This window comes from Photorhabdus africana (genome assembly GCF_035181445.1).
Classification (GTDB): domain Bacteria; phylum Pseudomonadota; class Gammaproteobacteria; order Enterobacterales; family Enterobacteriaceae; genus Photorhabdus; species Photorhabdus laumondii.
Window position 1 is genome coordinate 82,000 of the sequence record NZ_JAXBVE010000014.1, and the last position, 23,091, is coordinate 105,090.

19 protein-coding genes, 1 tRNA gene and 2 pseudogenes are annotated in these 23,091 nt (G+C 44.9%); 3 read left to right on the forward strand and 19 right to left on the reverse strand.

Annotated elements, in window-relative coordinates; all coding sequences use genetic code 11:
• Positions 1 to 17: 17 nt before the first annotated feature.
• The 4 genes from SLS51_RS10175 to prpB are packed head-to-tail and all read right to left on the reverse strand — an operon-like array spanning position 18 to position 5,612.
• Positions 18 to 2,012 carry a propionate--CoA ligase gene (locus SLS51_RS10175; RefSeq protein ID WP_323838004.1) on the reverse strand — a complete coding sequence of 665 codons (1,995 nt, stop codon included), beginning with the start codon at positions 2,010 to 2,012 and terminating at the stop codon, positions 18 to 20.
• A complete protein-coding gene (locus SLS51_RS10180; protein ID WP_323837944.1) occupies positions 1,988 to 3,439 on the reverse strand; it encodes a bifunctional 2-methylcitrate dehydratase/aconitate hydratase in 1,452 nt (483 codons plus the stop codon). Before SLS51_RS10180 ends, SLS51_RS10175 begins: the two co-directional genes overlap by 25 nt.
• A 55-nt stretch (positions 3,440 to 3,494) precedes the next feature.
• Positions 3,495 to 4,661: a bifunctional 2-methylcitrate synthase/citrate synthase gene (prpC, locus tag SLS51_RS10185; RefSeq protein ID WP_323837946.1), complete on the reverse strand. Its 1,167-nt coding sequence runs from the start codon at positions 4,659 to 4,661 to the stop codon at positions 3,495 to 3,497.
• 60 nt (positions 4,662 to 4,721) lie between these two features.
• A complete protein-coding gene (gene prpB, locus SLS51_RS10190) occupies positions 4,722 to 5,612 on the reverse strand; it encodes a methylisocitrate lyase (protein ID WP_323837948.1) in 891 nt (296 codons plus the stop codon).
• A gap of 324 nt (positions 5,613 to 5,936) precedes the next feature.
• Here prpB and prpR point away from each other — a divergent pair, with 324 nt between their 5' ends.
• A complete protein-coding gene (gene prpR, locus SLS51_RS10195) occupies positions 5,937 to 7,616 on the forward strand; it encodes a propionate catabolism operon regulatory protein PrpR (protein ID WP_323837950.1) in 1,680 nt (559 codons plus the stop codon).
• Here the strand turns inward: prpR and SLS51_RS10200 are convergent, their stop codons facing one another.
• Positions 7,617 to 8,588 (reverse strand): GlxA family transcriptional regulator, encoded by a 972-nt coding sequence (locus SLS51_RS10200; RefSeq protein WP_323837952.1) that lies wholly within the window; start codon positions 8,586 to 8,588, stop codon positions 7,617 to 7,619.
• A 301-nt stretch (positions 8,589 to 8,889) separates the two neighbouring features.
• Here SLS51_RS10200 and SLS51_RS10205 point away from each other — a divergent pair, with 301 nt between their 5' ends.
• Positions 8,890 to 9,657 carry a DJ-1/PfpI family protein gene (locus SLS51_RS10205; protein ID WP_323837954.1) on the forward strand — a complete coding sequence of 256 codons (768 nt, stop codon included), beginning with the start codon at positions 8,890 to 8,892 and terminating at the stop codon, positions 9,655 to 9,657.
• A gap of 126 nt (positions 9,658 to 9,783) precedes the next feature.
• On the opposite strand, the pseudogene SLS51_RS24645 reads toward SLS51_RS10205, so the two are convergent.
• The 12 genes and pseudogenes from SLS51_RS24645 to xerD all read right to left on the reverse strand — a co-directional run.
• Positions 9,784 to 9,879 (reverse strand): annotated as a pseudogene (locus SLS51_RS24645) (IS982 family transposase); the annotation flags it as partial.
• A 147-nt stretch (positions 9,880 to 10,026) separates the two neighbouring features.
• On the reverse strand, positions 10,027 to 10,233 hold the full coding sequence (locus tag SLS51_RS10210; RefSeq protein ID WP_323837957.1) for an RpnC/YadD family protein: 207 nt from the start codon (positions 10,231 to 10,233) through the stop codon (positions 10,027 to 10,029).
• Between the two features lie 101 nt (positions 10,234 to 10,334).
• Positions 10,335 to 10,563, reverse strand: a pseudogene (locus SLS51_RS10215) (Rpn/YhgA-type helix-turn-helix domain-containing protein); the annotation flags it as partial.
• Positions 10,564 to 10,646: 83 nt separating this feature from the next.
• Positions 10,647 to 11,549 carry an Rpn family recombination-promoting nuclease/putative transposase gene (locus SLS51_RS10220; RefSeq protein ID WP_323837959.1) on the reverse strand — a complete coding sequence of 301 codons (903 nt, stop codon included), beginning with the start codon at positions 11,547 to 11,549 and terminating at the stop codon, positions 10,647 to 10,649.
• A gap of 203 nt (positions 11,550 to 11,752) precedes the next feature.
• Positions 11,753 to 12,376, reverse strand: coding sequence for a CatB-related O-acetyltransferase (locus tag SLS51_RS10225; protein ID WP_323837961.1), 624 nt, complete (start codon positions 12,374 to 12,376; stop codon positions 11,753 to 11,755).
• A 369-nt stretch (positions 12,377 to 12,745) separates the two neighbouring features.
• Positions 12,746 to 14,389 carry a group II intron reverse transcriptase/maturase gene (ltrA, locus tag SLS51_RS10230; protein ID WP_323837963.1) on the reverse strand — a complete coding sequence of 548 codons (1,644 nt, stop codon included), beginning with the start codon at positions 14,387 to 14,389 and terminating at the stop codon, positions 12,746 to 12,748.
• Positions 14,390 to 14,413: 24 nt separating this feature from the next.
• Positions 14,414 to 14,487 (reverse strand) — tRNA-Gly (locus SLS51_RS10235).
• A gap of 963 nt (positions 14,488 to 15,450) precedes the next feature.
• Positions 15,451 to 16,965, reverse strand: coding sequence for a lysine--tRNA ligase (gene lysS, locus SLS51_RS10240; protein ID WP_323837965.1), 1,515 nt, complete (start codon positions 16,963 to 16,965; stop codon positions 15,451 to 15,453).
• A 9-nt stretch (positions 16,966 to 16,974) separates the two neighbouring features.
• Positions 16,975 to 18,073 (reverse strand): peptide chain release factor 2 gene (prfB, locus tag SLS51_RS10245; RefSeq protein WP_323837967.1). Its coding sequence is split into 2 segments (ribosomal slippage): positions 16,975 to 17,997 and positions 17,999 to 18,073, totalling 1,098 coding nucleotides; the frame shifts between segments, so codons are not numbered across the junction.
• Positions 18,074 to 18,230: 157 nt separating this feature from the next.
• Positions 18,231 to 19,964 carry a single-stranded-DNA-specific exonuclease RecJ gene (gene recJ, locus SLS51_RS10250; protein ID WP_323837969.1) on the reverse strand — a complete coding sequence of 578 codons (1,734 nt, stop codon included), beginning with the start codon at positions 19,962 to 19,964 and terminating at the stop codon, positions 18,231 to 18,233.
• 5 nt (positions 19,965 to 19,969) lie between these two features.
• On the reverse strand, positions 19,970 to 20,671 hold the full coding sequence (dsbC, locus tag SLS51_RS10255) for a bifunctional protein-disulfide isomerase/oxidoreductase DsbC (protein WP_323837971.1): 702 nt from the start codon (positions 20,669 to 20,671) through the stop codon (positions 19,970 to 19,972).
• Positions 20,672 to 20,694: 23 nt separating this feature from the next.
• Entirely contained in the window at positions 20,695 to 21,606 is a 912-nt protein-coding gene (xerD, locus tag SLS51_RS10260; protein ID WP_323837973.1) for a site-specific tyrosine recombinase XerD, read from the reverse strand.
• A 107-nt stretch (positions 21,607 to 21,713) separates the two neighbouring features.
• Between xerD and fldB the strand changes: the two genes are divergently transcribed.
• The gene (fldB, locus tag SLS51_RS10265; RefSeq protein ID WP_323838006.1) at positions 21,714 to 22,232 is read left to right on the forward strand and encodes a flavodoxin FldB; all 519 of its coding nucleotides are present in this window, start codon (positions 21,714 to 21,716) and stop codon (positions 22,230 to 22,232) included.
• Between the two features lie 21 nt (positions 22,233 to 22,253).
• Here the strand turns inward: fldB and SLS51_RS10270 are convergent, their stop codons facing one another.
• Positions 22,254 to 22,670 (reverse strand): protein YgfX, encoded by a 417-nt coding sequence (locus SLS51_RS10270; protein WP_323837975.1) that lies wholly within the window; start codon positions 22,668 to 22,670, stop codon positions 22,254 to 22,256.
• Complete coding sequence (gene sdhE / locus SLS51_RS10275) at positions 22,651 to 22,917, reverse strand: FAD assembly factor SdhE (RefSeq protein WP_323837977.1); 267 nt, start codon at positions 22,915 to 22,917, stop codon at positions 22,651 to 22,653. Before sdhE ends, SLS51_RS10270 begins: the two co-directional genes overlap by 20 nt.
• Positions 22,918 to 23,091 lie beyond the last annotated feature (174 nt).

Genomic DNA, 23,091 nt, shown 5'->3' on the forward strand with positions numbered 1-23,091 from the left:
ATAAAAGTGCCGCAATATCATGACAAGCTATTCACTGAAACAGCCTCTCGAATGATCTCCAGTGCAGTAGGATTTTCAATCAAAGAAAGATCGCCAGGTTCACGCCCTTCACATATTGCCTGCATGGTTCGACGTAGCATTTTTCCTGAACGCGTCTTGGGAAGCTGAGAGACAAAATAGATCCGCGCCGGGCGGCCTACGCTACCAATTTGTTTATTTACCAAACCCATCAAAACCTTTTCCAAAGCAGCAAAATGCTCAGCATTCTGGATCTCCTTCCCATCTTTGAGGACAGCAAAAGCAACCGCGACTTGCCCCTTGATAGCATCTTTAATGCCAATCACAGCCACTTCGGCAACATCTTCATGGCTAGCAATACACTCTTCTATCTCCCGCGTTCCCAGACGATGCCCGGCCACATTAATCACATCATCCGAACGCCCCAAAATAAAATAATAGCCGTCACTATCACGAATACCCCAATCAAATGTGGAATAAACAGCATGATCAAAGTGTCGCCAATAGGTGTTGATAAAACGGGTATCATCACCATAGATAGTTTGAATACAACCCGGGGGCAAAGGCCCTTCAATAACGAGCATGCCTTTTTCGTTATCACCACACGCCTTGCTAGTCAGTTCATTGATGAGCTTGACATGAAAGCCATACATCGGGAAGCCAGTACTGCCAAATCGACTCGGCCTGTCATCCAGCGTACGGGCGATAGCCATAATTGGCCAACCAGTCTCAGTCTGCCAGTAATTATCGATAACAGGGACGTTGATAGCCTCAGCAATCCAGCGAGCAGTATGCTCATCTAGCGGTTCTCCCGCTAAATACAATGTCTTAAGTGATGAAATATCGTATTTACCAATACATTCAATTGGATATTTTTTCAGTACACGAATAGCTGTCGGTGCTGAAAACATCCGCGTTACTTGATATTTTTCTACTATTTTCCACCAAATACCCGCATCCGGCCGTATCGGCAGCCCCTCATACATAATCGTCGCCATTCCTGCAATTAAAGGAGCATAGACAATATAAGAATGCCCGACGATCCAGCCAATATCTGATGTGCTAAAAAATACCTCACCCGCTTTACCACCAAAAATGATATCCATAGATGTTGCCAGTGCGACAGCATAACCGCCAACATCACGCTGTACACCCTTTGGGGTACCCGTCGTGCCGGATGTGTAGAGCACACAGGAGGTTTCATTTGATTCAAGCCAGGTTACGGGAATGTCAGCATCAAAGTACTCCTGCCGCAATGTCGCGAAATCGATATCTCTTTCAGGCACCCAGACCATTTCTGCCAGTCCACGGTTAACCATCAATACATGGCGGGGTTTGTGATTCGCCAGTTCGATGGCTTCATCTAACAATGGCTTGTAAGGAATAATTTTTCCACCACGCGCTCCCCCATCAGCAGACACCACCAACACCGGTTCAGCATTATCCAACCGTGTGGCAAGGCTCTGAGAAGCAAAGCCACCAAAGACCACAGAGTGAACGGCACCAATACGGGCACAAGCGAGCAAAACAAACAACGCTTCGGCAATCATCGGCATATAAACCAAAACTCTGTCGCCTTTTTTAACGCCCAGAGAGAGCATCATGGCAGCCGCTCGATTCACTTCTTGATGTAATTCCTTGAAAGTCAATACTTTCTCACTATTGGTTTCTGTTGAGATGGTGATGAGCGCCTTAGCATCAGGCTGGCTTTCCAGCCAGCGATCCAACGCGTTATAACATAGGTTGGTTTTTCCCCCGCAAAACCAACGAGCAAAAGGAGGATTGCTATAATCCAGCACTTGCTCAAAAGGATGTTGCCAGAAAATACGTTGCGCCTGCTCAGCCCAGAAAGCGTTGGGATCATCAATGGACTGCTGATAAAAAGCGTTGAATGACATAATCTCTCCTCGTGCTGCCGTAGACGATAGAGCGGCACTTTGGGAGAGCGGCCGCCGATAGTATTGGAAATTCAGATAACGTATAAGTCGAGGTATTCGTTTACCGGCATGTTTTCTAGCAACGAACGGTCAAGGGAAACAGACAGGATTCTCCTCTGTTGCGTTTCAGGGAACTGACGTGCCAGGTTGGTTCTAAATTTTTTCAGCAATAATGGAATGCCTTCCTTACGGCGACGAGCATGGCCGATGGGGAATTCAACTTTAACTTCATCAAGCTGGCTGCCATCTGTAAACGTAACAGTTAATGCGTTAGCAATAGAGCGTTTTTCCGGATCATGATAATCATGGGTAAAATCAAGATCTTCAACACACACTATTTTTTCCCGCAGGGCATCAATACGGGGATCTGCCGCAACGCTATCTTCATAATCCGCCGCAGTAAGACGACCAAAGATCAAAGGAATCGCAACCATGTACTGAATACAGTGGTCTCTGTCCGCAGGATTGTTTAACGGGCCTTGCTTATCGATAATCCGTATACAAGCTTCATGGGTACGAATAGTGATTTTTGTAATGTCATTGATAGTCTTACCGGCGTCTTTCAGTTGTTGATGCAGGCTCATTGCAGCTTCCACCGCAGTTTGCGCATGAAATTCTGCCGGGAAAGCGATCTTGAACAGCACGTTTTCCATCACATAAGCGCCATAGGCACGCTGGAATTTAAAAGGCTGACCATTGAACAGGACATCATAGAATCCCCACGTTTTTGCGGTTAATACCGAGGGATATCCCATTTCACCCTTTTGCGCCATCAGGGCCAAGCGAACCGCGCGGGATGTTGCATCACCGGCAGCCCAAGATTTACGTGAGCCGGTATTGGGAGCATGACGGTAAGTTCGCAGCGATTGACCATCAACCCAAGCCAATGATACCGCACTCAGGATCGCTTCCCGATTCAACCCCAACATTTCAGCAACAACAGCGGTCGAAGCCACTTTTACCAGCACGACGTGATCTAAACCGACTTTATTGAATGCATTCTCCAGTGCAAGACATCCCTGAATTTCATGCGCTTTAACCATACCCGTCAAAACATCTTTGAGCGTGAGCGGCTTTTTTCCACCAGCAACGGCATTTCTTGATAGCCAGTCAGCCACTGCCAAGATGCCACCGAGGTTATCGGATGGATGCCCCCATTCAGCGGCAAGCCATGTGTCATTGAAATCTAGCCACCGGATCATCGTACCAATGTTAAATGCCGCCTGTACCGGATCGAGTTGAAACTGGGTTCCCGGCACCCGCACGCCATTGGGCACCACTGTCCCCGGCACAATCGGCCCTAGTAGTTTCTTACAGGCCGGGTATTCCAGTGCCTCTAACCCACAACCCAACGTATCCAGAAAACAGTAATAAGCCGTTTCATAGGCGACGGATGATGTGATGGCGTATTCCATAACATAATCCACAATATCCGCAATGACCTGATCATATTCAGGATGATTGCTTGCAACAGAGGTAGACATAATAATTCCTTGTTTAAAAAACACCCACGCCGGGATCTCTGCATCAAAAATAGCGTTACCCACGTTTATCTATTGGCGTAAATACTCGATTTTCTGGCCCGGTATAGTTGGCTGCTGGACGAATAATTTTGTTATCAATACGCTGTTCAATAATGTGAGCAGCCCACCCCGCGGTGCGGGCAATTACAAACAACGGCGTAAACATCGCCGTTGGCACGCCCATCATGTGATAGGAAACCGCTGAGAACCAATCAAGATTCGGGAACATTTTTTTATTGGCCCACATCACCGCTTCTAGTCGATCCGCAATATCAAACATTTTGGTGGTTCCTGCCTGTTTAGAAAGTTGCAGAGCCACATCTTTAATCACTTTGTGACGGGGATCAGAAATGGTGTAAACCGGGTGACCAAAGCCGATAATGACCTCTTTTCTCGCCAAGCGCGCCAAAATATCACTCTCTGCTTCATCAGGATTTTCATAGCGCTGTTGAATTTCAAAAGAGACTTCGTTTGCTCCACCGTGTTTTGGCCCTCTCAGAGCACCAATCGCCCCGATGATGGCGGAGTAAATATCCGTACCCGTTCCTGCAATCACCCGGCTGGTAAATGTTGAGGCATTAAATTCGTGTTCAGCATAAAGGATTAGGGAGGTATGCATGGTCTTTTCCCACGACTCACTGGGGTTTTTACCATGCAGGAGGTGCAGAAAATGCCCGCCTATCGACACATCATCAGTTTCCACCCCAATACGGCGTCCATTGTGGCTATAGTGATACCAATAGAGCAACATGGAGCTGAGAGAAGCCAGTAATCTGTCAGCAATATCACGCGCTCCGGCGAGGTTGTGATCGTCTTTCTCAGGCAATGTACAACCAAGAACCGAGACGCCGGTACGCATAACATCCATCGGATGGGCGGCTGCGGGTAATGTTTCCAGTGCTGCCTTTACGCTACCCGGCAGACCTCGCAGTGCGGTTAATTTCGCTTTATAGGCAGCCAATTCAGCACGGGAAGGCAATTTTTCGTGGATCAGTAGGTATGCAACTTCTTCGAATTCACACTGGGTTGCAAGATCAAGAATATCGTAACCACGGTAGTGCAGATCATTACCGGTTTTTCCAACTGTACAAAGTGCCGTGTTACCCGCACTGACGCCAGAAAGGGCTACTGATTTTTTAGGCTTGAAAGTGGTTAACTCAGTCATCGTGTTCTGTTCGCTCATGGGTATCACCTCTACGGTTTTTATGCCATATAAAACGACGAAATTAGGTGGGGATGTCCGTCATTGAGATTTTTTCTGGGAGAAAAGCAGATCCAGTTTTTGTTCAAAATCGTAGTAGTTGATGCTTTCGTATAACTCGTTGCGAGTCTGCATCATGTTGATCACACTCTTCTGTGTCCCTTCGCGGCGAAGTGTGGTGTAAACCTGCTCGGCTGCCTTATTCATCGCACGGAAAGCAGAAAGTGGATAAAGCGCAATAGAGACATCCACACTTTTCAACTCTTCAGTCGTGAAAAGTGGAGTCGCACCAAATTCAGTTATATTGGCTAATACAGGAACCCCGGTTGTTGACGCAAATGCTTTATACATAGGTAATTCGGTGATCGCCTCAGGAAACAGCATGTCCGCCCCGGCTTCGATATAGGCTTTTGCCCGATCAAGAGCCGCTGCTAATCCTTCAACAGCCAAAGCATCAGTGCGAGCCATAATGACGAAATTTTTATCAGTACGGGCATCGACAGCAGCCTTAATGCGATCAACCATTTCCTTTTTGGATACAATCTCTTTATTCGGACGATGACCGCAGCGCTTCGCACCGACCTGATCTTCAATATGCAGCCCCGCTGCCCCCGCTTTAATCATGGAACGCACAGTGCGGGCCACATTAAAGGCAGAAGAACCAAAACCGATATCCGCATCCACCAACAATGGCAAATCGCATACGTCTGTAATACGACGGATATCTGTTAACACATCATCCAGCGTTGAAATTCCCAGATCAGGCATACCCAACGAACCCGCCGATACACCGCCGCCAGAAAGATAGATAGCTTTATAGCCCGCCCGTTTTGCCAGCAACGCATGATTCGCATTAATGGTCCCGACAACCTGTAGCGGAGATTCAGCTTCTATAGCCTGACGAAACGCCAAACCGGCCGAGGAAAGAGTCATATAAGACCTCATTGTTATTATAATGAAACACATTTGTTATTTAGCAAAATTCGCGCCAACAAAGAAAAAATAGCGGATAATTTTAAATTACAAACACAATAAAAAAGTTAATATTTTGTTTTTACATCAAAAAATAGCGCTAAAAATATTTATTAGCTTGTAGAAAAGTACCCTTGATAGAAAAACTCATCTGTTCCATAATGAATCAATTACGTTTCATGAAACATGAATGAAACAATTGCGAAACATTGAATTATTGTGGTGGGAAAAGCGAATAAGGTTCAGCTAAGAACAACGGAAACAGCGTACAGATAGAGGAATAGCATGGCAGAAACACCATCAGCAGAACATGATAACCGTGATAAACCGGTCATTTGGACAGTCTCTGTTTCCCGTCTTTTTGATCTCTTCCGTGATATCACACCAGAGTTCGATCATCAGGCCAATATCACGCCTATCCAACTTGGGTTTGAAAATGCGGTTCAGCATATTCGTCAACGGTTAACAACTGAATGTTGTGATGCGGTGCTGTGTGCCGGTTCCAACGGAGCTTATCTTAAAAGTCGTTTGTCAGTGCCCGTTATTATTGCCAAAGCCAGTGGATTTGATTTTATGCAAGCATTGGCCCGCGCACGACAAATCAGTTCACGCATTGGTGTTATCACCTATCAGAATACATTACCTGCGCTAGAAGAATTTCAACAACGGTTCAACCTGCGTATTGAACAACGCAGTTACGTAACGGAAGAAGATGCACGGGCCCAAGTCAATGCACTAAAAGCCATTGGCATTAAAGTGATTGTCGGCGCCGGGCTAATTACCGATCTCGCCTATGAAGCTGAATTGGTAGGTGTTTTTATCTACTCTGCTGATTCTATTCGCCAGGCATTCCATGATGCACTGGATATCGCCAGAATGACCACGCTCAGCCAAGCTTCAATTTCTGCCTACCCAACCGAGAATACCTTGCGTACCCGCCACACTCTCAATGATATCCGGGGAGATTCAGCGGTGATGGAACATGTGCGCAACACTATTATGCTATATGCCCGTTCGCCTGCCACAGTGCTGATACAGGGGGAAAGTGGCACAGGAAAGGAGCTAGTAGCACAAGCCATTCACCATGAATATGCCCTGCGGTATGGTCAGGTTGCAGGTAAACATCAACGGCCGTTTGTTGCCGTTAACTGTGGCGCTATCGCTGAATCTCTACTGGAAGCTGAATTGTTTGGTTATGAGGAAGGGGCTTTCACCGGTTCACGACGCGGAGGGCGTGCGGGTCTTTTTGAAGTTGCACATCGAGGCACGCTATTTTTGGATGAAATTGGTGAAATGCCACTGCCCCTTCAAACACGGCTATTGCGGGTACTGGAAGAAAAATCCGTTGTCAGAGTAGGAGGACACCGCCCCATTGCCGTTGATGTTCGGATCATCTGCGCCACACATTGCGATCTGGATACCTGGGTTCAAGAAGGGCGTTTCCGAACAGATCTGTTCTATCGCCTGAGTGTATTGCGGATCAACATTCCGGCCCTCAAGGAAAGAGGTCACGATATTGGTATATTGGCGCTGGAATATCTGCGACGAGCATTTGCTGTATTAAATTTGCCGGTATCACAATCAAGAGTGCAGGAGCTTGCTGCCTGTCAGGAGGCATTGCAAGCCTATCATTGGCCCGGCAATGTCCGGGAACTACGTAATCTTATGGAACGGCTCACGTTATACCTCAGTGCTCATCCAGAGCATATCTTAACACCAGAATTGATATTGGCGCTTTCACCGGAACGCCAATCTATACTCAAGCAGGCAGAACAAAGTACGAAGTCTTCCCCTCCTTCAATCCAACAATCTTCACTTGTTGTACCGCTTTCAGTTCATGAAACCTTGAAACGGTTTTCCGGTAATCACCATGCAACCGCAGAATATCTGGGGATTAGCCGTACTACGTTATGGCGACGATTGAAGAAAGAGATGGCAGAAAAAGAGAATAAAGGGAATAAATAGCTAAAATGTCGCCTTGAAGTGCTTACGGTAGTCCTGTGGAGTGCTACCGAACATCCGAAAGAAACTGCGGCGTAAAGTATCTTCACAGCCAAAACCGCAACGGGAGGCTATGCACTTGAGCGACAGAGTAGATTCAACCAAAAGATGACGCGCTGCTTCCAGGCGGAATCTCTCCACCGCTTTGGCTGGCGTAATTCCTGCATGTTGGCTGTAGTGGCGCACGAAGCTACGCTCACTCATATTGGCACGAGCGGCCAAAGCTGCCACTGAAAGATCCCCCGCCAAATTGTTAGTCATCCAAGCGTGCAAATCTGCAAATTTACTCGTACTGCTTTGCAATGCCAGTGGAGCACTAAACTGTTCCTGTCCACCGGGACGTTTGAGAAACATAACGAGATCCCGCGCAACATCCAGCGCCAGTTTATGACCGAAATCTTCCTCCAGCAATGCCAGAGCCAAGTCGATTCCGGCGGTGACACCAGCAGAAGTCCACACCGGACCATCCTGAATAAAGATAGGATCACATTCTACCCGCAATTTACTGTAACGCCGGGCCAGTTCGGCACAGCTACTCCAGTGTGTAACGACTCTGCGGCCATCAAGCAACCCGCAAGCAGCCAGAATGAATGCCCCACTGCATACAGACACAATACGCCTAGCCAGCGACGCATGTCCCTTTAACCAATTACGCAATGGCGGATGGTTCGCCGCTGACTCAACGCCAATGCCCCCTGCAACAATCAGAGTATCGGCGGGAGAATCCAACTTAGGTAGAGGTTCTGCCTGCACAGTTATTCCAGCCTGCGTCATTACCTGTCCGGGATCACAAGCCACAACTTTTATAGCGTAGGGCCGTCTGTGACCAAACTTCTCTGCTAGCTCATTAGCTGTGGTAAAGACCTGCAATGGCCCTGAAAGGTCCAGCAAATTGACATTGGGGAAGATCAGAAAATAGAGAGTTTTAATGTTCATAAGGCAATTATGGCACTTGGCGTAAATCGTCGCAATATTGGCATATACGCCAATTAGTTAACGGTTACAGTTATTCTATACCCTATGGATTTCAAGATGCATCGCGACGGCAAAGGAGTGAATCCCCGGGAGCATAGCAAACTATGTGACCGGGGTGAGCGAGTGCAGCCAACAAAGAGGCAACTTGAAAGATGACGGGTATATCAATTTACTACCGGGAATACAGATGTTCAGCGATCGCTAAAAATAGCGGCATATGAATTTCAATTCACTTCTCAATCTCAATAAGGAAAACTTCTCCATGAAAAACACATCTAAGGAATATCCTGCGGCATTATCTTCGTTAATGAATGCATCATCTGGAGAAAAATCCACTCTTGCTTTTGTCATTTTCCCAGGCATGACACCACTTGATATGATTGGTCCCGCGACAGTTCTTGGAGTGGGAGGATGGTTAAATATTGAATATGTCTGGCGCGATTTACTTCCGGTGCGTACTGAGCTGGCACATATATCATTTTCACCGAGCATGACATTTGAGCAGTTAGATAAAGTTGACATCCTATGTATTCCCGGTACAGGAAATCCTTATGCTTTGCTTGCCGAATTAGACATGCTTGATTGGATACATAAAGTGGGAAGTAAAGCATCTTGGGTCACCAGCGTGTGTACAGGATCTATCCTGTTAGGGGCCGCAGGCTTGCTAAAAGGGTATCAGGCGGCGACTCATTGGTCGATGATAGACGATCTCAACAAATTCGATGCAATACCGGTTAATAAAAGAGTCATTATCGATAGAAACCGGGTTACTGGAGGTGGAGTCACCGCAGGTATTGATTTCGGTTTAACATTGCTTGCTGAAATCAAAGGTGAAGAATATGCCCAAGCAGTCCAATTAGCAATGCAATATAGCCCGGAACCCCCGTTCAATAGCGGCATGCCAGAATTCACCGACAAAGAAATAACTCATGCCACGCTTCAAGCTATATTTTCCAATGTGGAAAAACAGACGCCTGATTACAAAGAAATCTTAATTAAAAGCGCCAAAAGAATATTAGATATCTACTGAATCTATTTTCGTATGATGGCTTAATTCAACCTGTTTCAACATTCGATCATTTACCAATAACGAAAATATTTCCTATTCTAAGAACGTCTAACTCAGAGGTACATAGATTCAGATTTATTTTTTAGATTAAAAGGTATAGGCAACCAATCCGGTTGCCGCTTCCAAGAGAAAATTTATCGGATCACGATGTTTCGAATATTCTATTTGAGGAATATTATTTAATTATTAAAATACTATTTCAATTAAAAAGCTTAATACCCGACAGAAAAAGTATGATTTCAAACTTATCCAAATAATATACCGCTTATATGTAAAGTTTTGCCCACTTATTTACACGAACTTTCATGCCGATTAAAGTATCGGTATAAGTCAATCGGCTATTTGTTCAAGCTTATTCTGGCTCAGCACGATGATTTTAATTATTGTTTCAAGGTTAATACCAATGTCTATCATTGCATGCGCGATTGTCACAATCGCCAGTTTCCTCCCTATATGTAATCCATCTCGAAATTCTTGTTGGAATTCTTTCTGTTCCAGTTTTTGTTCTATTGTCATCAGTAGTTCTTCATATGTCATCAGTATCTCCTCATATTTCTAGGGGACGGTTCAGCTATTCGCCGGATAAGCCCCTCTTCTAACACAAATTTTTAAATACCGATTAAAGCTCTCAGCACGAATCAGTGATGTATTTGCTCAAGTTCGTTCTGGCTCAATCCAGTAGTTTTCATTATTATTTCATGATCAATACCATTGTTCATCATTCTACAGGCGATTTCCAGAATCTCCTGTTTTTTACCTTTCTGTAATCCTTCTTGGTATGCCTCTTGATATGCTTCCTGAAATCCTTCTTGGAACGCTTTCTGCTCCAGTTTTTGAGCTATTGTCATCAATTACCTCCTCATATTTCTAGGGGACGGTCCCGTTACTCGCTGGACAAGCCCCTCTTCTAACACGAATCTTTAAATACCGATTACGGCTCTCAGCACGAATCAGTGATGTATTTGTTCAAGTTCTTTCTGGCTCAACCCTGTACTTTTCATTATCGTTTCATGATCGATACCATTATCCATCAATGCACGCGCGATTTTCAGACTCGCCCGTTTTTCACCTTTCTGTAATCCTTCTTGGTGTCCTTTATGTTTCAATTTCTGCGCTATTGTCATCAGTACCTCCTCATACTTCGGGAACTGTTCTGCCAGTTGCCGGATAAAACCTTCTGGATCGGCGGTATCTCCCACCAGTAATATGTAGTTTAGCATGCTTTTTAGCAGCTCATATGTATAATAATCATACGCAAACAACATGGTCAGCTCTTGCTGTAACTCCGCCATATCACGTTGCCGGATATGTTTTTGTACTATTTCCAGTAGTGCAACTCGTTTGTGCGTCAGGATTTCATCATCCGGGATTACCGTCACATCTACCAGCGGAAACGCGCTGGAATAGATCTCTTCCGCCAGAGCCGAAGCATCAAAGCAGTCGAGCCAGTTGGTGCTCCACGGATACGGCCGTATTTTTCCGTGATAAAACAACACTGGAATGACCAGCGGCAATTTTTTATGTCCCTGCTCCAGATGCCATTGCATGGCTGAAATACTGTAACGCATCAGCCGGAATGCCATCATCTTATCCGGGGAACTCTGATGTTCAATCACGCAATACACATAGCCCTCACCCTGCGTAGTTTTTAGTGAATACAAGATATCGGAATAATGTACCCGCAGATTGTCCTCAATAAATGACCCCGATTCCAGTCGCAGTGTATCAAGATCACAAACTGCCCGTAATGTGGCAGGTAAGTGTATCTCTAGAAAATCTCTGGCAGTATCAATATGACTTAAAAACTTTTTAAAAATAGCATCATGTGGCGTCGGTGTATTTTTTCTTTTCATAAGAGGATAGTAGCATATTTTCTTTTATATTGAAGTAATATTAAATAAATACCGTTTGCGGCTTGAATGCCGAAACGGTATTTAAGCTAACAATTAATGGACTTCGGTTAAATAATTCAGCAATAGAACATTTTTAAAAAATATACTTAATTAATCGAATCAAGCCTAATTAATTATTTTACGGAATTAATTAACTGTTTTTCTTAATATGATCTTACAGCAGATTTTAATGCCTTAATATCCGAAGCACAGAGATAGGGTTTTAAAGCATTAAATTTCTCTTCTGACCAATCATATATTTTTAACGCAAGTAGCTCATTGATAATGTGCGGCGCAAAGCGATATTGAACTAATTTAGCAGGCGTTCCAGCAACAATACTATATGGCTCAACATCTTTAGTAACAACGCTATTAGCAGCAACGATAGCGCCTTCACCAATAGTAACGCCAGGCATAATCATTGAACGCATACCAAGCCATACGCCATCATGAATATGCGTGTCACCTTTGCCTACGTATGCCTCTTCGATGTATTCCATGAATGGATATAAACAGAACCAATCCGCTCTGTGCGTATTATTTCCACCCATAAGAATGATAGTTTCAGCACCTATGCAAACATAATCGCCAATATACAATTTATCAATTGGCCACTTAGACTCCCATTGAAGACTGATTTTATCACCGTATAAATAGCGAACGACAGATTCTTCAAAACCGCCACTCCAGCAATCGCTATAATAGCTATGGGTTCCTTTGATGACAATACTCTGATTAGTTACAGCTTCATGTAGGAATTGAATTTTTGACCAATGTTTTTCTTTCATGGTAAATAGTCTGTCTCTATTAATTATTCATTTACCATAGAATGCTTTCTATGGTGATGTATTCGCATTCAAAATACATCACGCCTAGCTGATTCGGGGTTGATTTAATAACGGGATTCTTTTCATATTAGATAATGAGTTAATTATTAACTTATATTGATTATCATTCGTAAATTCTTTTGATTTAATTTACATCATATCAAAAGGTATATTTTCAATGCGACAGCATTTTCTAGAAAGAATACAGAACTGGAGCGAGCGAAGGGAATCGAACCCTCGTATAGAGTCGGGTAGGAAGACAGCCTCACGGCTGTCTTCCCCCCTAAGAACCGGACGTGCAAGTTTCCCTGCATCCGGCTCAAGCAGCCATTAAATCTGGTTTTTCAACCAGACCGGTGGCCATTGAGTGCAACCTCTTACATGAACTTGTCGATGACAGTTGCCATGTAAGAGAATCAGATTATTTTCCTCTTCGCCGCCTCCTAGACTCTTCCAGACTTTGTGGTGAATATCCCATTTGGTCTTTGGAGTGATAGGTTCGTGGCAGATAGGACATTTCCCCTGTTGAGCGCGCCAAATCCGGTTGATCTTGGCTTTGGCATGTTCCATCATCCACTTCTGAATCCGCCCCTCGAAATATTCCTCGAAGGCGGGATCATATGGGTTTGCCTCTGATCGGATCTTCACATACTTTGTGCAGCGAATCCGGGAGAGCTGGAACAATTGCAACTCACCGATAGAGAACACCCAATCCCGTTTGCCGATTTTCCGCCAGTATCGGCTTTTTAACCATCGACGCCCTTTATTTGGATGCCTTCTCTTAGCCCACCTCCAGAGTAATTGCCAGATTTTATGATCCAGTTTGGCGAATGTCCGCGTTGCACCCACGTGCTTGTGGTACATTCCCCAACCCTTGAGGATCGGTATCAGCTCAATAATCAGTGATTCCTGGGAAGATCCCCGGTGTGCCATGACTACTTCTCTGATTCTGGCGTAGAACCGTTTCTGGTTTTTCTGTGATGGTATCATTTGCCACTTGTTTTTGAATTTGCGGAACGTCCAACCAAGAAAATCAAACCCATCACTGATGTGAGTGATTTTGGTTTTCTGTTCCGACAGCTCCAAACCACGCTCTGCCAGAAAGTCCCTGATAAGCCGCTTAGCTATTTCCAAAGTTTCTGGGTCAGTGGCGGTGACAATGAAGTCATCGGCATATCTGACGAAATTGACCTTTCGACGTCTTGGAAAATGCGCTTTGAGCATTCCTTCCATGCCATCCAGAGCCAAATTTGCCAGTACAGGTGAAATGATTCCCCCTTGTGGCGTTCCTGCCTCGGTGGGAAATAGTTTACGTAACTCAACAAAGCCAGCCTTAAGCCACTGTTTTAAAATGTTTCGTTCTAGTGGAACATTCTTTAGCAGCCACTCATGACTAATATTGTCAAAACACCCTTTAATATCACCTTCCAGTATCCATTGTGGGGAATGCGAACGAGCCAGCGCATTACAGCACTGCATCATTGCATCCTGTGTGGATCTGTGAGGGCGAAAACCGTAGGAGTTAACGTCACCCGATGTTTCCGATATAGGTTCCAACGCCAGCAGAAATAAAGCCTGCATGGCCCTGTCTTTCATTGTCGGAATACCTAGCGGGCGTTTTCCCCCGTTGGATTTTGGGATGTGAATCCTACGTAGCGGCATGGCCCTGTAACCTTTCAGCGAAAGATTATTCAGCGCAAGCCTTTTGATCATTGGCGAACCCCACAAAGCACCGTCGATACCCGGTGTTTTGTGTCCGCGGTTTTCGGTTACGCGTTTGATGGCTAATGCCTTCGCACTTGTGGACCGCGTGAGCAAGCGCTGGAGCTGCCTGACTTGTCGCCAGTTACACTCTTTAGCTGCCTTTGCTATTCGGACTTGCAGTCTCCTAACCCGAGTGGTCACTGATCGCCACTCAATTGAGTGCCATTCAGACCATTGGAGAGAGACGATATCACGATGGCTCGCGTCCATATCTGCCTCCACTTATTAAGGAAGTGGAGCGGGTGAGGGGAATCGAACCCCCGTCGTAGGCTTGGGAAGCCTCTGCTCTACCATTGAGCTACACCCGCTCATGAGAAACCATGTGGCGTGAACGCTAGACCCGGATGGGTTATTGTTTACGCCCCTCTGGAATTTTCAGTTGGACTGCAAAAAAATCTGTTTAGCAACAGACTACCTGATAGAAGTCAGCACCCTTTCGGGTTGGGGCGATCTTTGCATCCCCTATCCATACCATTACAGCATGGCATTCGCTTTTTCCATCATCCTTTAACCCCTACCACTTCGCAGCCCCTTACGGTTCGCTAGTCTCGATGAGACATGATATGGGTCTTACCCTGTTCCGGGTAAATGACACAAGTTGTTAGGGTTCCATCTTAACGCCGGTGGTTATTCTGCCGATGTAGAGCAACCAAGCAGTACTCTAACCAAACCAACTCCCCAATTAAGGGGATGAGCCACTTGTCCGTATAAGCCCATTGAGCTTGACGACGCTTCAACGATGATTCACTTACGTTAACCTTGCAACTTCATCTAGCATCTCACTTGCTCACGGAAGCAAGATCCTATTATAACCCTTACGGGGTATAATAGACCCATGAGGGTGATTACATTGTCAGAGCGCTTAGCACCCGGCAGTTACCCGCCACGCACCGCTCCTAGATGACGGATGATCGGACATCCGGTTCGCTACAGACTTGCATCTGCTGAACAATCATTTACCCGGCTTGCATCATGGATGCGAAACCGACACGAGGTCTGATTTCACTTGGTCTAGAATGCTATTTTCTTCACTCTATATCGTGGCGAAGAGGCTAGCTACCTCCACGACTCTCAGGTCGCACGCTTGGGAAGCTCTCGTTCTGCCATTGAACTACGCTCGCTTAAGGATAACATAAATTATTATAGCGACTTCGTTGGCATCAGCAAGCCATTATCTGTTTAAGTTGTCTATATTTCAGGCAGTTGAAAATAAAAACTCCCCTGACAGCTATGCTATAGAGGAGTTGGAATTTGAAATTTCATTCAAACTGTTATTTCTGCGGGCGCATTGCCGGGAACAAAATGACATCACGGATAGTATGGCTATCTGTCAGCAACATTATCATACGGTCAATACCAATGCCCAAACCCGCTGTTGGCGGCATACCGTGTTCCAAAGCCGTTACATAATCTTCATCGTAGAACATGGCTTCGTCATCGCCTTCGTCTTTCTGGCGAACCTGCTCAGCAAAACGTTCAGCCTGATCTTCGGCATCATTCAATTCCGAGAAGCCATTACCAATCTCACGTCCACCAATAAAGAATTCAAAACGGTCGGTGATAAACGGATTTGCATCATTACGACGCGCTAGCGGAGAAACTTCTGCCGGATATTCAATGATAAATGTCGGTTGAATCAGGTGGCTTTCCGCCGTTTCTTCAAAGATTTCACACTGAACACGACCAAGGCCCCAACCTTTTTCCACTTCAATACCAAGAGATTCAGCGATAGCCACCGCCTTATCCATATCATCCAAATCAGCTATGTTGGTTTCAGGACGATATTTGCAAATGGCCTCTTTCATGGTCATTTGGATAAACGGTTTACCAAAATCGAATTCCTGCTCGCCATATTTAACCAGGGTATTCCCCAAAATATTCTGCGTCAACGTACGGAACAGCTCTTCCGTCAGGGTAATCAGATCTTTGTAATCCGCATAGGCCATGTAGAGTTCCATCATGGTGAACTCAGGGTTATGGCGCGGAGATACGCCTTCGTTACGGAAGTTGCGGTTAATTTCAAATACACGTTCAAAACCACCAACAACCAGACGTTTCAGGTAAAGTTCCGGTGCAATACGCAGATACATATCAATATCCAACGCATTATGGTGAGTAATAAACGGACGAGCCGCCGCACCACCAGGGATTACCTGCATCATGGGTGTTTCTACTTCCATAAAGCCTTTACTGACCATAAAGCTACGTAGGGCCAACAAGACTTGAGAGCGAATTTGGAAAGTTTTGCGCGATTCTTCATTCGCGATTAGATCCAAATAACGCTGGCGATAGCGAGTTTCCTGATCAGCCAAGCCGTGGAATTTATCCGGCAATGGACGCAGCGCTTTTGTCAACAGACGCAATTCAGTGCAGTGAATGGAAAGTTCACCGGTTTTGGTTTTAAACAGTTTGCCACGAGCCCCCAGAATGTCTCCCAGATCCCATTTTTTAAACTGTTCGTTATAAATACCTTCCGGCAGATCGTCACGGGCAACATATAACTGAATACGACCGCCCATATCCTGTAGCGTCACGAAAGAAGCCTTACCCATAATGCGACGTGTCATCATACGACCGCCAACCGTCACTTCAATATTCAGTGCTTCCAGCTCTTCCTGAGTTTTGCCGTCGTATTTCGCATGCAAATCTTCTGAAATATTTTCACGACGAAAATCATTCGGGAATGCAATTCCACTCTCCCGTAAAGCTACCAGTTTTTCACGGCGAGTTTGCAGCTCATTATTTAAATCGGGAGCCTGTTCCGCACCCTGTTGTTGTTGCGACATTTTAGTTCCTCATAAGCCAGCTTTCAGGCTTGCTTCAATGAATTTATCGAGATCACCATCCAGCACCGATTGTGTATTGCGAGTTTCAACGCCGGTGCGCAAGTCTTTGATGCGTGAATCATCCAGAACATAAGAGCGAATTTGACTACCCCAACCAATATCGGATTTATTCTCTTCCATTTCCTGTTTATTGGCGTTCTTTTTCTGCATTTCCAGTTCATACAGCTTCGCTTTTAGCTGTTTCATCGCCTGGTCTTTGTTTTTATGCTGAGAACGATCATTCTGACACTGAGTCACAATGTTGGTTGGAATATGGGTAATACGCACCGCAGATTCTGTTTTGTTAACGTGCTGACCACCCGCACCAGACGCGCGATAAACATCAATACGTAAGTCTGCCGGATTAATTTCAATATCAATATCATCATCCACTTCGGGATAGATGAAAGCAGAACTGAATGAAGTATGGCGACGACCACCAGAATCAAATGGGCTTTTACGTACCAAACGGTGAACACCGGTTTCCGTACGCAACCAACCATAAGCATAATCGCCCATAATCTTAATGGTCGCGGATTTCAAGCCAGCAACTTCACCATCTGATTCTTCAATGATTTCCGTTTTAAAGCCTTTGGATTCAGCCCAACGCAGATACATACGCATCAGCATACTTGCCCAATCTTGAGCCTCAGTGCCACCAGAGCCTGCCTGCAAATCAAGATAACAGTCAGCACCGTCGTACTCACCAGAAAACATGCGGCGAAACTCTAACTGACCCAATTTTTCTTCAAGCTGTTCCAGCTCTACCACAGCTTCATTAAAAGTCTCTTCATCGTCAGCTTCTACTGCCAGTTCCAGTAAACCTTGTACATCTTCCAGTCCCTGCTCAAGCTGATCAATTGTTTCGACAATCTCTTCTAATGAGGAGCGTTCTTTACCCAAAGCCTGTGCCCGCTCCGGTTCATTCCAAACATCAGGCTGTTCTAATTCAGCATTAACTTCTTCTAAACGCTCTTTTTTGACATCGTAGTCAAAGATACCCCCTCAGAACCGTTGTCCGCTCAGACAGGTCCTGAATGTGGTTTTTTACCGGATTAATTTCAAACATATTTTCGTGTCTTACGTTATGTAGTCGTAGATAAATGGATAATTTTCGAACCGCGTATTGTAACGGATTCGGCACAGGGTTTATAGCACTTCAACAGATTTGTCACGTATTCATACGAGAGTACGTGACAATGACTGACTACCTGCCGATCAAACAGTTAATAAGGCCAGAGATGTTGGATCAAAAGCTGTACATTACGGTTGCCCCGAAATTCATTAACATCCAGTTTATAGGCAAGTTCTACTTCGCGGACACTGTTATCGGGCCAGCGGGTAGGATCGATATTGAACGCAATACCATCCAGCATCGGCCCACCGTTTAATGGCTCTACTATCACTTTTAAATGGCGCTCTCCAACAATACGCTGTTGCAGTAGTTTGAATTTACCGTCAAAAATTGGTTCCGGGAATGCCTGACCCCAAGGACCGCCATCACGCAACATTTCTGCAATGTCCAATGACAGTTCATTAATCGCTAATTCACCATCACTCCAGATAACACCTTCAAGTTGCGAAATATCTAGCCAATCCGCCATTAGCGTAGAAAAGTGATACTGAAATTGTTCGAATTTATCCTGTTCAAGTGACAAACCGGCCGCCATTGCATGACCACCAAATTTAAGTATCAACCCCGGATGCAAAGTATCAAGCCGCTCAAGCGCATCACGCATATGCAATCCCTGCACTGAACGACCAGAACCTTTCAAAATACCGTCACCGGCCGGTGCAAAAGCGATAACAGGCCGATGAAAACGCTCTTTAATTCGAGAAGCCAAAATTCCGACTACCCCTTGATGCCATTCTGGATGATAGAGCGCTAGCCCATAAGGCAGTTCAGTGCTGGTACGTTCAAGTTTGTCACAGATTTGCAGTGCTTCCTGCTGCATTCCCTGCTCTATTTCACGCCGAGTCTGGTTAAGACTGTCCAATTCACAAGCTATCTGACGCGCCTTTGCTATGTCGTCAGTTAGCAATAAAGTGACGCCAATGGACATATCATCAAGGCGACCAGCGGCATTCAGTCTTGGCCCCAGAAAAAAACCCAAATCGCTGGCTGTCAGCTTATAAGCATCACGTTTGGAAACTTCCAATAATGCACGTATCCCCGCACAACAACGTCCTGCACGAATCCGGTTCAAACCCTGATAAACCAGAATCCGGTTATTGGTATCTAAAGGTACAACATCGGCAACGGTTCCTAGCGCAACCAAATCCAACATTTCGGCCAGATTCGGCAACGCGACTCCTTGCTTTTCAAACCACTGATCTTTCCTCAGCGCCGCCCTTAAGGCAGACATCAGATAAAATGTGACACCCACCCCGGCCAATGATTTAGACGGGAACGAACAATCGGCAAGATTAGGATTAATAATGGCATCAGCCGCCGGTAAAATGTCACCCGGCAAGTGATGATCTGTGACAATCACTTTCATACGGTGCTGATGGGCAGCCGCAACCCCTTCATGGGAAGAGATACCATTATCCACGGTAATAATCAGGTCAGCGCCTTTTTTGACGACCTCTTCTACCACCTGTGAACTTAAACCATAACCATCGTCAAAACGATTTGGTACCAGATAATCCAGATGCCGATATCCCATCGAGCGTAATGATCGGATCGCCAATGCCGTGCTAGTGGCCCCATCAGCATCAAAATCACCGACAATAACGATACGCCAGTGTTCATGAAGTGCAGTCAACAAGAGTGCCACCGCCTGTTCCACGCCATTCAGATGCTGATAATTCAATAACCCTTGAACACCACGCTCCAATTCATTAGCTTGCTGGATACCACGAATGGCATATAAGCGACGCAGTAATGGATGAATCTGTTGTGGAAGGTGACTGTCATTCACCGCCGGGCGGCGGCGAAGTTGTGTTTCAATATTCACTAAACTTATTTACCACGTTGCGCCAGTGCCGCTGCCAAAGCCTCTGGTGGCATATATCCACCTAACAGGCTGCCATCCTTAAGGACAATTGCCGGCGTTCCCTGCACACCAAACTGGAGACCCAATTTGTACTGGTTAGCAATATCCACCTTACAGCTCTTAATTGGCGAAACATCTTCATTTTTAAACGCAGCATCTAATGATTTCTGCGGTGTTGCACTACACCAGATAGATTGCATATCTTTAGCAGATTGGTGCTGCATACCCTGACGAGGGAATGCCAGATAGCGCACAGTAATACCCAGTTTATTGTACTCTTTCATGTTTTCATGCAATTTATGGCAGTAACCACAGGTAATATCCGTGAAAACGGTAACGACATGCTTCTCTTCCGGCGCTTTATAGATGATCATTTGATCTGTCATGGCTTCCAGCTTTTTCATCAATAATTGATTACTGACATTCACAGGAGCGCTACCACTAACATCATAAATTGGCCCTTGTAATAAATATTTCCCGTCATCAGATAGATAAATGATACCTTGCTCAGTCACTACCGTATTTAAACCAACGATAGGTGATGGCTGGATACTTTCTGCTTTTATCCCTAGTTTTTGCATTGTTCTATGGACAGCACCATCATCAGCAAGCGCATTTCCACTAAACCAGGCCAGCAAAAGAGGGAAACATAACACGCTTTTTTTCATTTTCAGTTCCTTTAAATCCGTGCTCACCCACGCGGATGATGTTGTTGATGTAGCAATTTGAGCCGTTCTGTTGCTACATGAGTATATATTTGTGTTGTAGATAGATCACTATGCCCCAATAACATCTGCACAACTCGCAAATCAGCGCCATGATTAAGCAAATGCGTGGCAAATGCATGACGTAAAACATGAGGAGATAGCCGTCCAGTATCGATTCCAGCCAACAGCGCATAATGTTTAATACGATACCAAAATGTCTGTCGGGTCATTTGTCGCCCTCGGTTGCTAGGAAAAAGGACATCCAACGTTGCACCATTTAGCAACCCAACTCTCCCATATTCCAGATAATTCTCTAGCCAATAAATTGCTTCTTCCCCTAAAGGCACTAACCGTTCTTTATTCCCTTTACCAATCACTCTCACCACGCCTTGACGTAAACTGACATCGGAAAGTGTCAATCCCACTAACTCAGATACCCGCAAACCACAGGCATAAAGCACTTCAAGCATGGCTTTATCCCTTAACTCCACCGGCTGATCTGTACAAGGCGCATTAAGTAGATCTTCTACCTGCTTTTCACTTAAATCTTTAGGCAATCGCTTTGGTAATTTCGGTGCAGACAAAAGTGCTGTCGGATCATCTTCCCGCATTTTTTCCCGATAAAAATAGAGAAACAATTGGCGCATGGAACTGAGTAAACGCGCCGAACTACTGGCTTTATACCCTCCATCCACGCGTTCTGCCAGAAAAGAGTGTAAATCTATCGTCTGGACAGATAATAAACTATGGCCATGATGTATCAACCAATTATCCAATGCCTGCAAATCCAACCGGTAAGAAGCAAGCGTATTTTCCGCAAGATCATGTTCTAACCAGATAGCATCAAGAAATTGCTCTATCAGTGGATTAGTCAACTGAGTTGGTTGTTTTGACATGAATTACTTTCCTTAAATCTGTACATCTCTGTCGGCTATTATGCCTGAAAAAGCAATTATTCTGTTACAATGCCAATCCAGATATTCAAAAACCATAATGATTAATGATGAAAATTGGTCTTTTTTACGGCTCCAGCACCTGTTACACCGAGATGGTAGCAGAGAAAATCCGCGATATCCTTGGCGAAGATTTAATTGATCTTCACAATATCAAAGAGACAGCACCTGAATTAATGGAAACGTATTCTGTCCTGATTCTCGGCATCCCAACATGGGATTTTGGCGAATTACAGGAAGATTGGCTGGTTATTTGGGATCAAATCTCTTCCCTCGATTTACAGGGAAAAATTGTCGCCATGTACGGTATGGGGGATCAAATTGATTACAGCGATTGGTTCCTCGATGCTCTCGGGATGCTATATCACCATTTACGCCCTTCAGGCGTGCATTTTATTGGCTTCTGGCCAACTGAAGGTTATGAGTTTACCAGCCCGAAACCATTAACGGATAATGGCTCACAATTTGTCGGGCTGGCTTTAGATGACGTAAACCAGTATGAACAAACTGATGATCGTTTATCGCAATGGTGTATGCAAATCCTGCAAGAAATGGAGCCTCTACTTTAAATCAGGGAAATTCCAGCTCAATCAGATATCAGGATATTGCAACAACAGTTGATTAATACTCCTCCATTCATCCTGTGACATACCATCGGATGCGACCCATAAACAGATTTTTTTCTGGTTATAAAAAGATTGAGCCGTAATTAATATGCCATAACGACACAACCACGGCCGCCGGATAATTTGCCACTCATGCTTCTTCCATTGCAACTTATTATCACTGAGAAGAACTAAAAGCCCTTGAGATTTACGGATATTTTTCTGACTACGCCCCCAACTGGTAATAATCAACAGTACCAAAGGAAGCCAGAAAATCCAGAAAATAGCGTCATCCGCAGGCCACGGAGCAAGTAGTACGATAAGCGCTATTGCACCATGAACACAGGTAGAAATTAGCTGGGTATGCCAAGATACCCTGAGATCACATTTCCACAGGACCACGATCTTTATTTCTATTCTGAATAAGTTTAATCATGCGAAACAGCTCTTCATCTTCTGGACGTCCATGATTCATTAGCCAGTTAAATAGATCAGGATCAGCACATTCAAGCAAGCGAATAAAAAGTCGTTTATCATCATCACTGAGTAAGTCATATTCATACTTAAAAAACGGCATAATTGAAATATCCAGCTCACGCATTCCACGCCGACATGCCCAATGAATACGTGCTTTATTATCGATATCCATGTTCAAAAAATCCCCTTTTTAATTCTCATTGTTAGTTTTAACGCTATTAGCCATTGAGTCGCCCGGCAAACTGATGCATCATGCCAGCTAATAGCAATAATAACTACTTGCATTGTGCTTCAGCTCTTTTACCATTATGCATCATTGGCTCAAATATCTGACTGGCAGGATGTG

What these genes read in the sequence shown, in the direction of transcription:
- SLS51_RS10180 (WP_323837944.1), bottom strand. Translation starts at nt 3,439, where the DNA reads ATGTCTACCTCTGTTGCAAGCAATCATCCTGAATATGATCAGGTCATT.
- prpC (WP_323837946.1), bottom strand. Translation starts at nt 4,661, where the DNA reads ATGAGCGAACAGAACACGATGACTGAGTTAACCACTTTCAAGCCTAAA.
- prpB (WP_323837948.1), bottom strand. Translation starts at nt 5,612, where the DNA reads ATGACTCTTTCCTCGGCCGGTTTGGCGTTTCGTCAGGCTATAGAAGCT.
- prpR (WP_323837950.1), top strand. Translation starts at nt 5,937, where the DNA reads ATGGCAGAAACACCATCAGCAGAACATGATAACCGTGATAAACCGGTC.
- SLS51_RS10200 (WP_323837952.1), bottom strand. Translation starts at nt 8,588, where the DNA reads ATGAACATTAAAACTCTCTATTTTCTGATCTTCCCCAATGTCAATTTG.
- SLS51_RS10205 (WP_323837954.1), top strand. Translation starts at nt 8,890, where the DNA reads ATGAAAAACACATCTAAGGAATATCCTGCGGCATTATCTTCGTTAATG.
- SLS51_RS10210 (WP_323837957.1), bottom strand. Translation starts at nt 10,233, where the DNA reads ATGACATATGAAGAACTACTGATGACAATAGAACAAAAACTGGAACAG.
- SLS51_RS10220 (WP_323837959.1), bottom strand. Translation starts at nt 11,549, where the DNA reads ATGAAAAGAAAAAATACACCGACGCCACATGATGCTATTTTTAAAAAG.
- SLS51_RS10225 (WP_323837961.1), bottom strand. Translation starts at nt 12,376, where the DNA reads ATGAAAGAAAAACATTGGTCAAAAATTCAATTCCTACATGAAGCTGTA.
- ltrA (WP_323837963.1), bottom strand. Translation starts at nt 14,389, where the DNA reads ATGGACGCGAGCCATCGTGATATCGTCTCTCTCCAATGGTCTGAATGG.
- lysS (WP_323837965.1), bottom strand. Translation starts at nt 16,965, where the DNA reads ATGTCGCAACAACAACAGGGTGCGGAACAGGCTCCCGATTTAAATAAT.
- dsbC (WP_323837971.1), bottom strand. Translation starts at nt 20,671, where the DNA reads ATGAAAAAAAGCGTGTTATGTTTCCCTCTTTTGCTGGCCTGGTTTAGT.
- xerD (WP_323837973.1), bottom strand. Translation starts at nt 21,606, where the DNA reads ATGTCAAAACAACCAACTCAGTTGACTAATCCACTGATAGAGCAATTT.
- fldB (WP_323838006.1), top strand. Translation starts at nt 21,714, where the DNA reads ATGAAAATTGGTCTTTTTTACGGCTCCAGCACCTGTTACACCGAGATG.
- sdhE (WP_323837977.1), bottom strand. Translation starts at nt 22,917, where the DNA reads ATGGATATCGATAATAAAGCACGTATTCATTGGGCATGTCGGCGTGGA.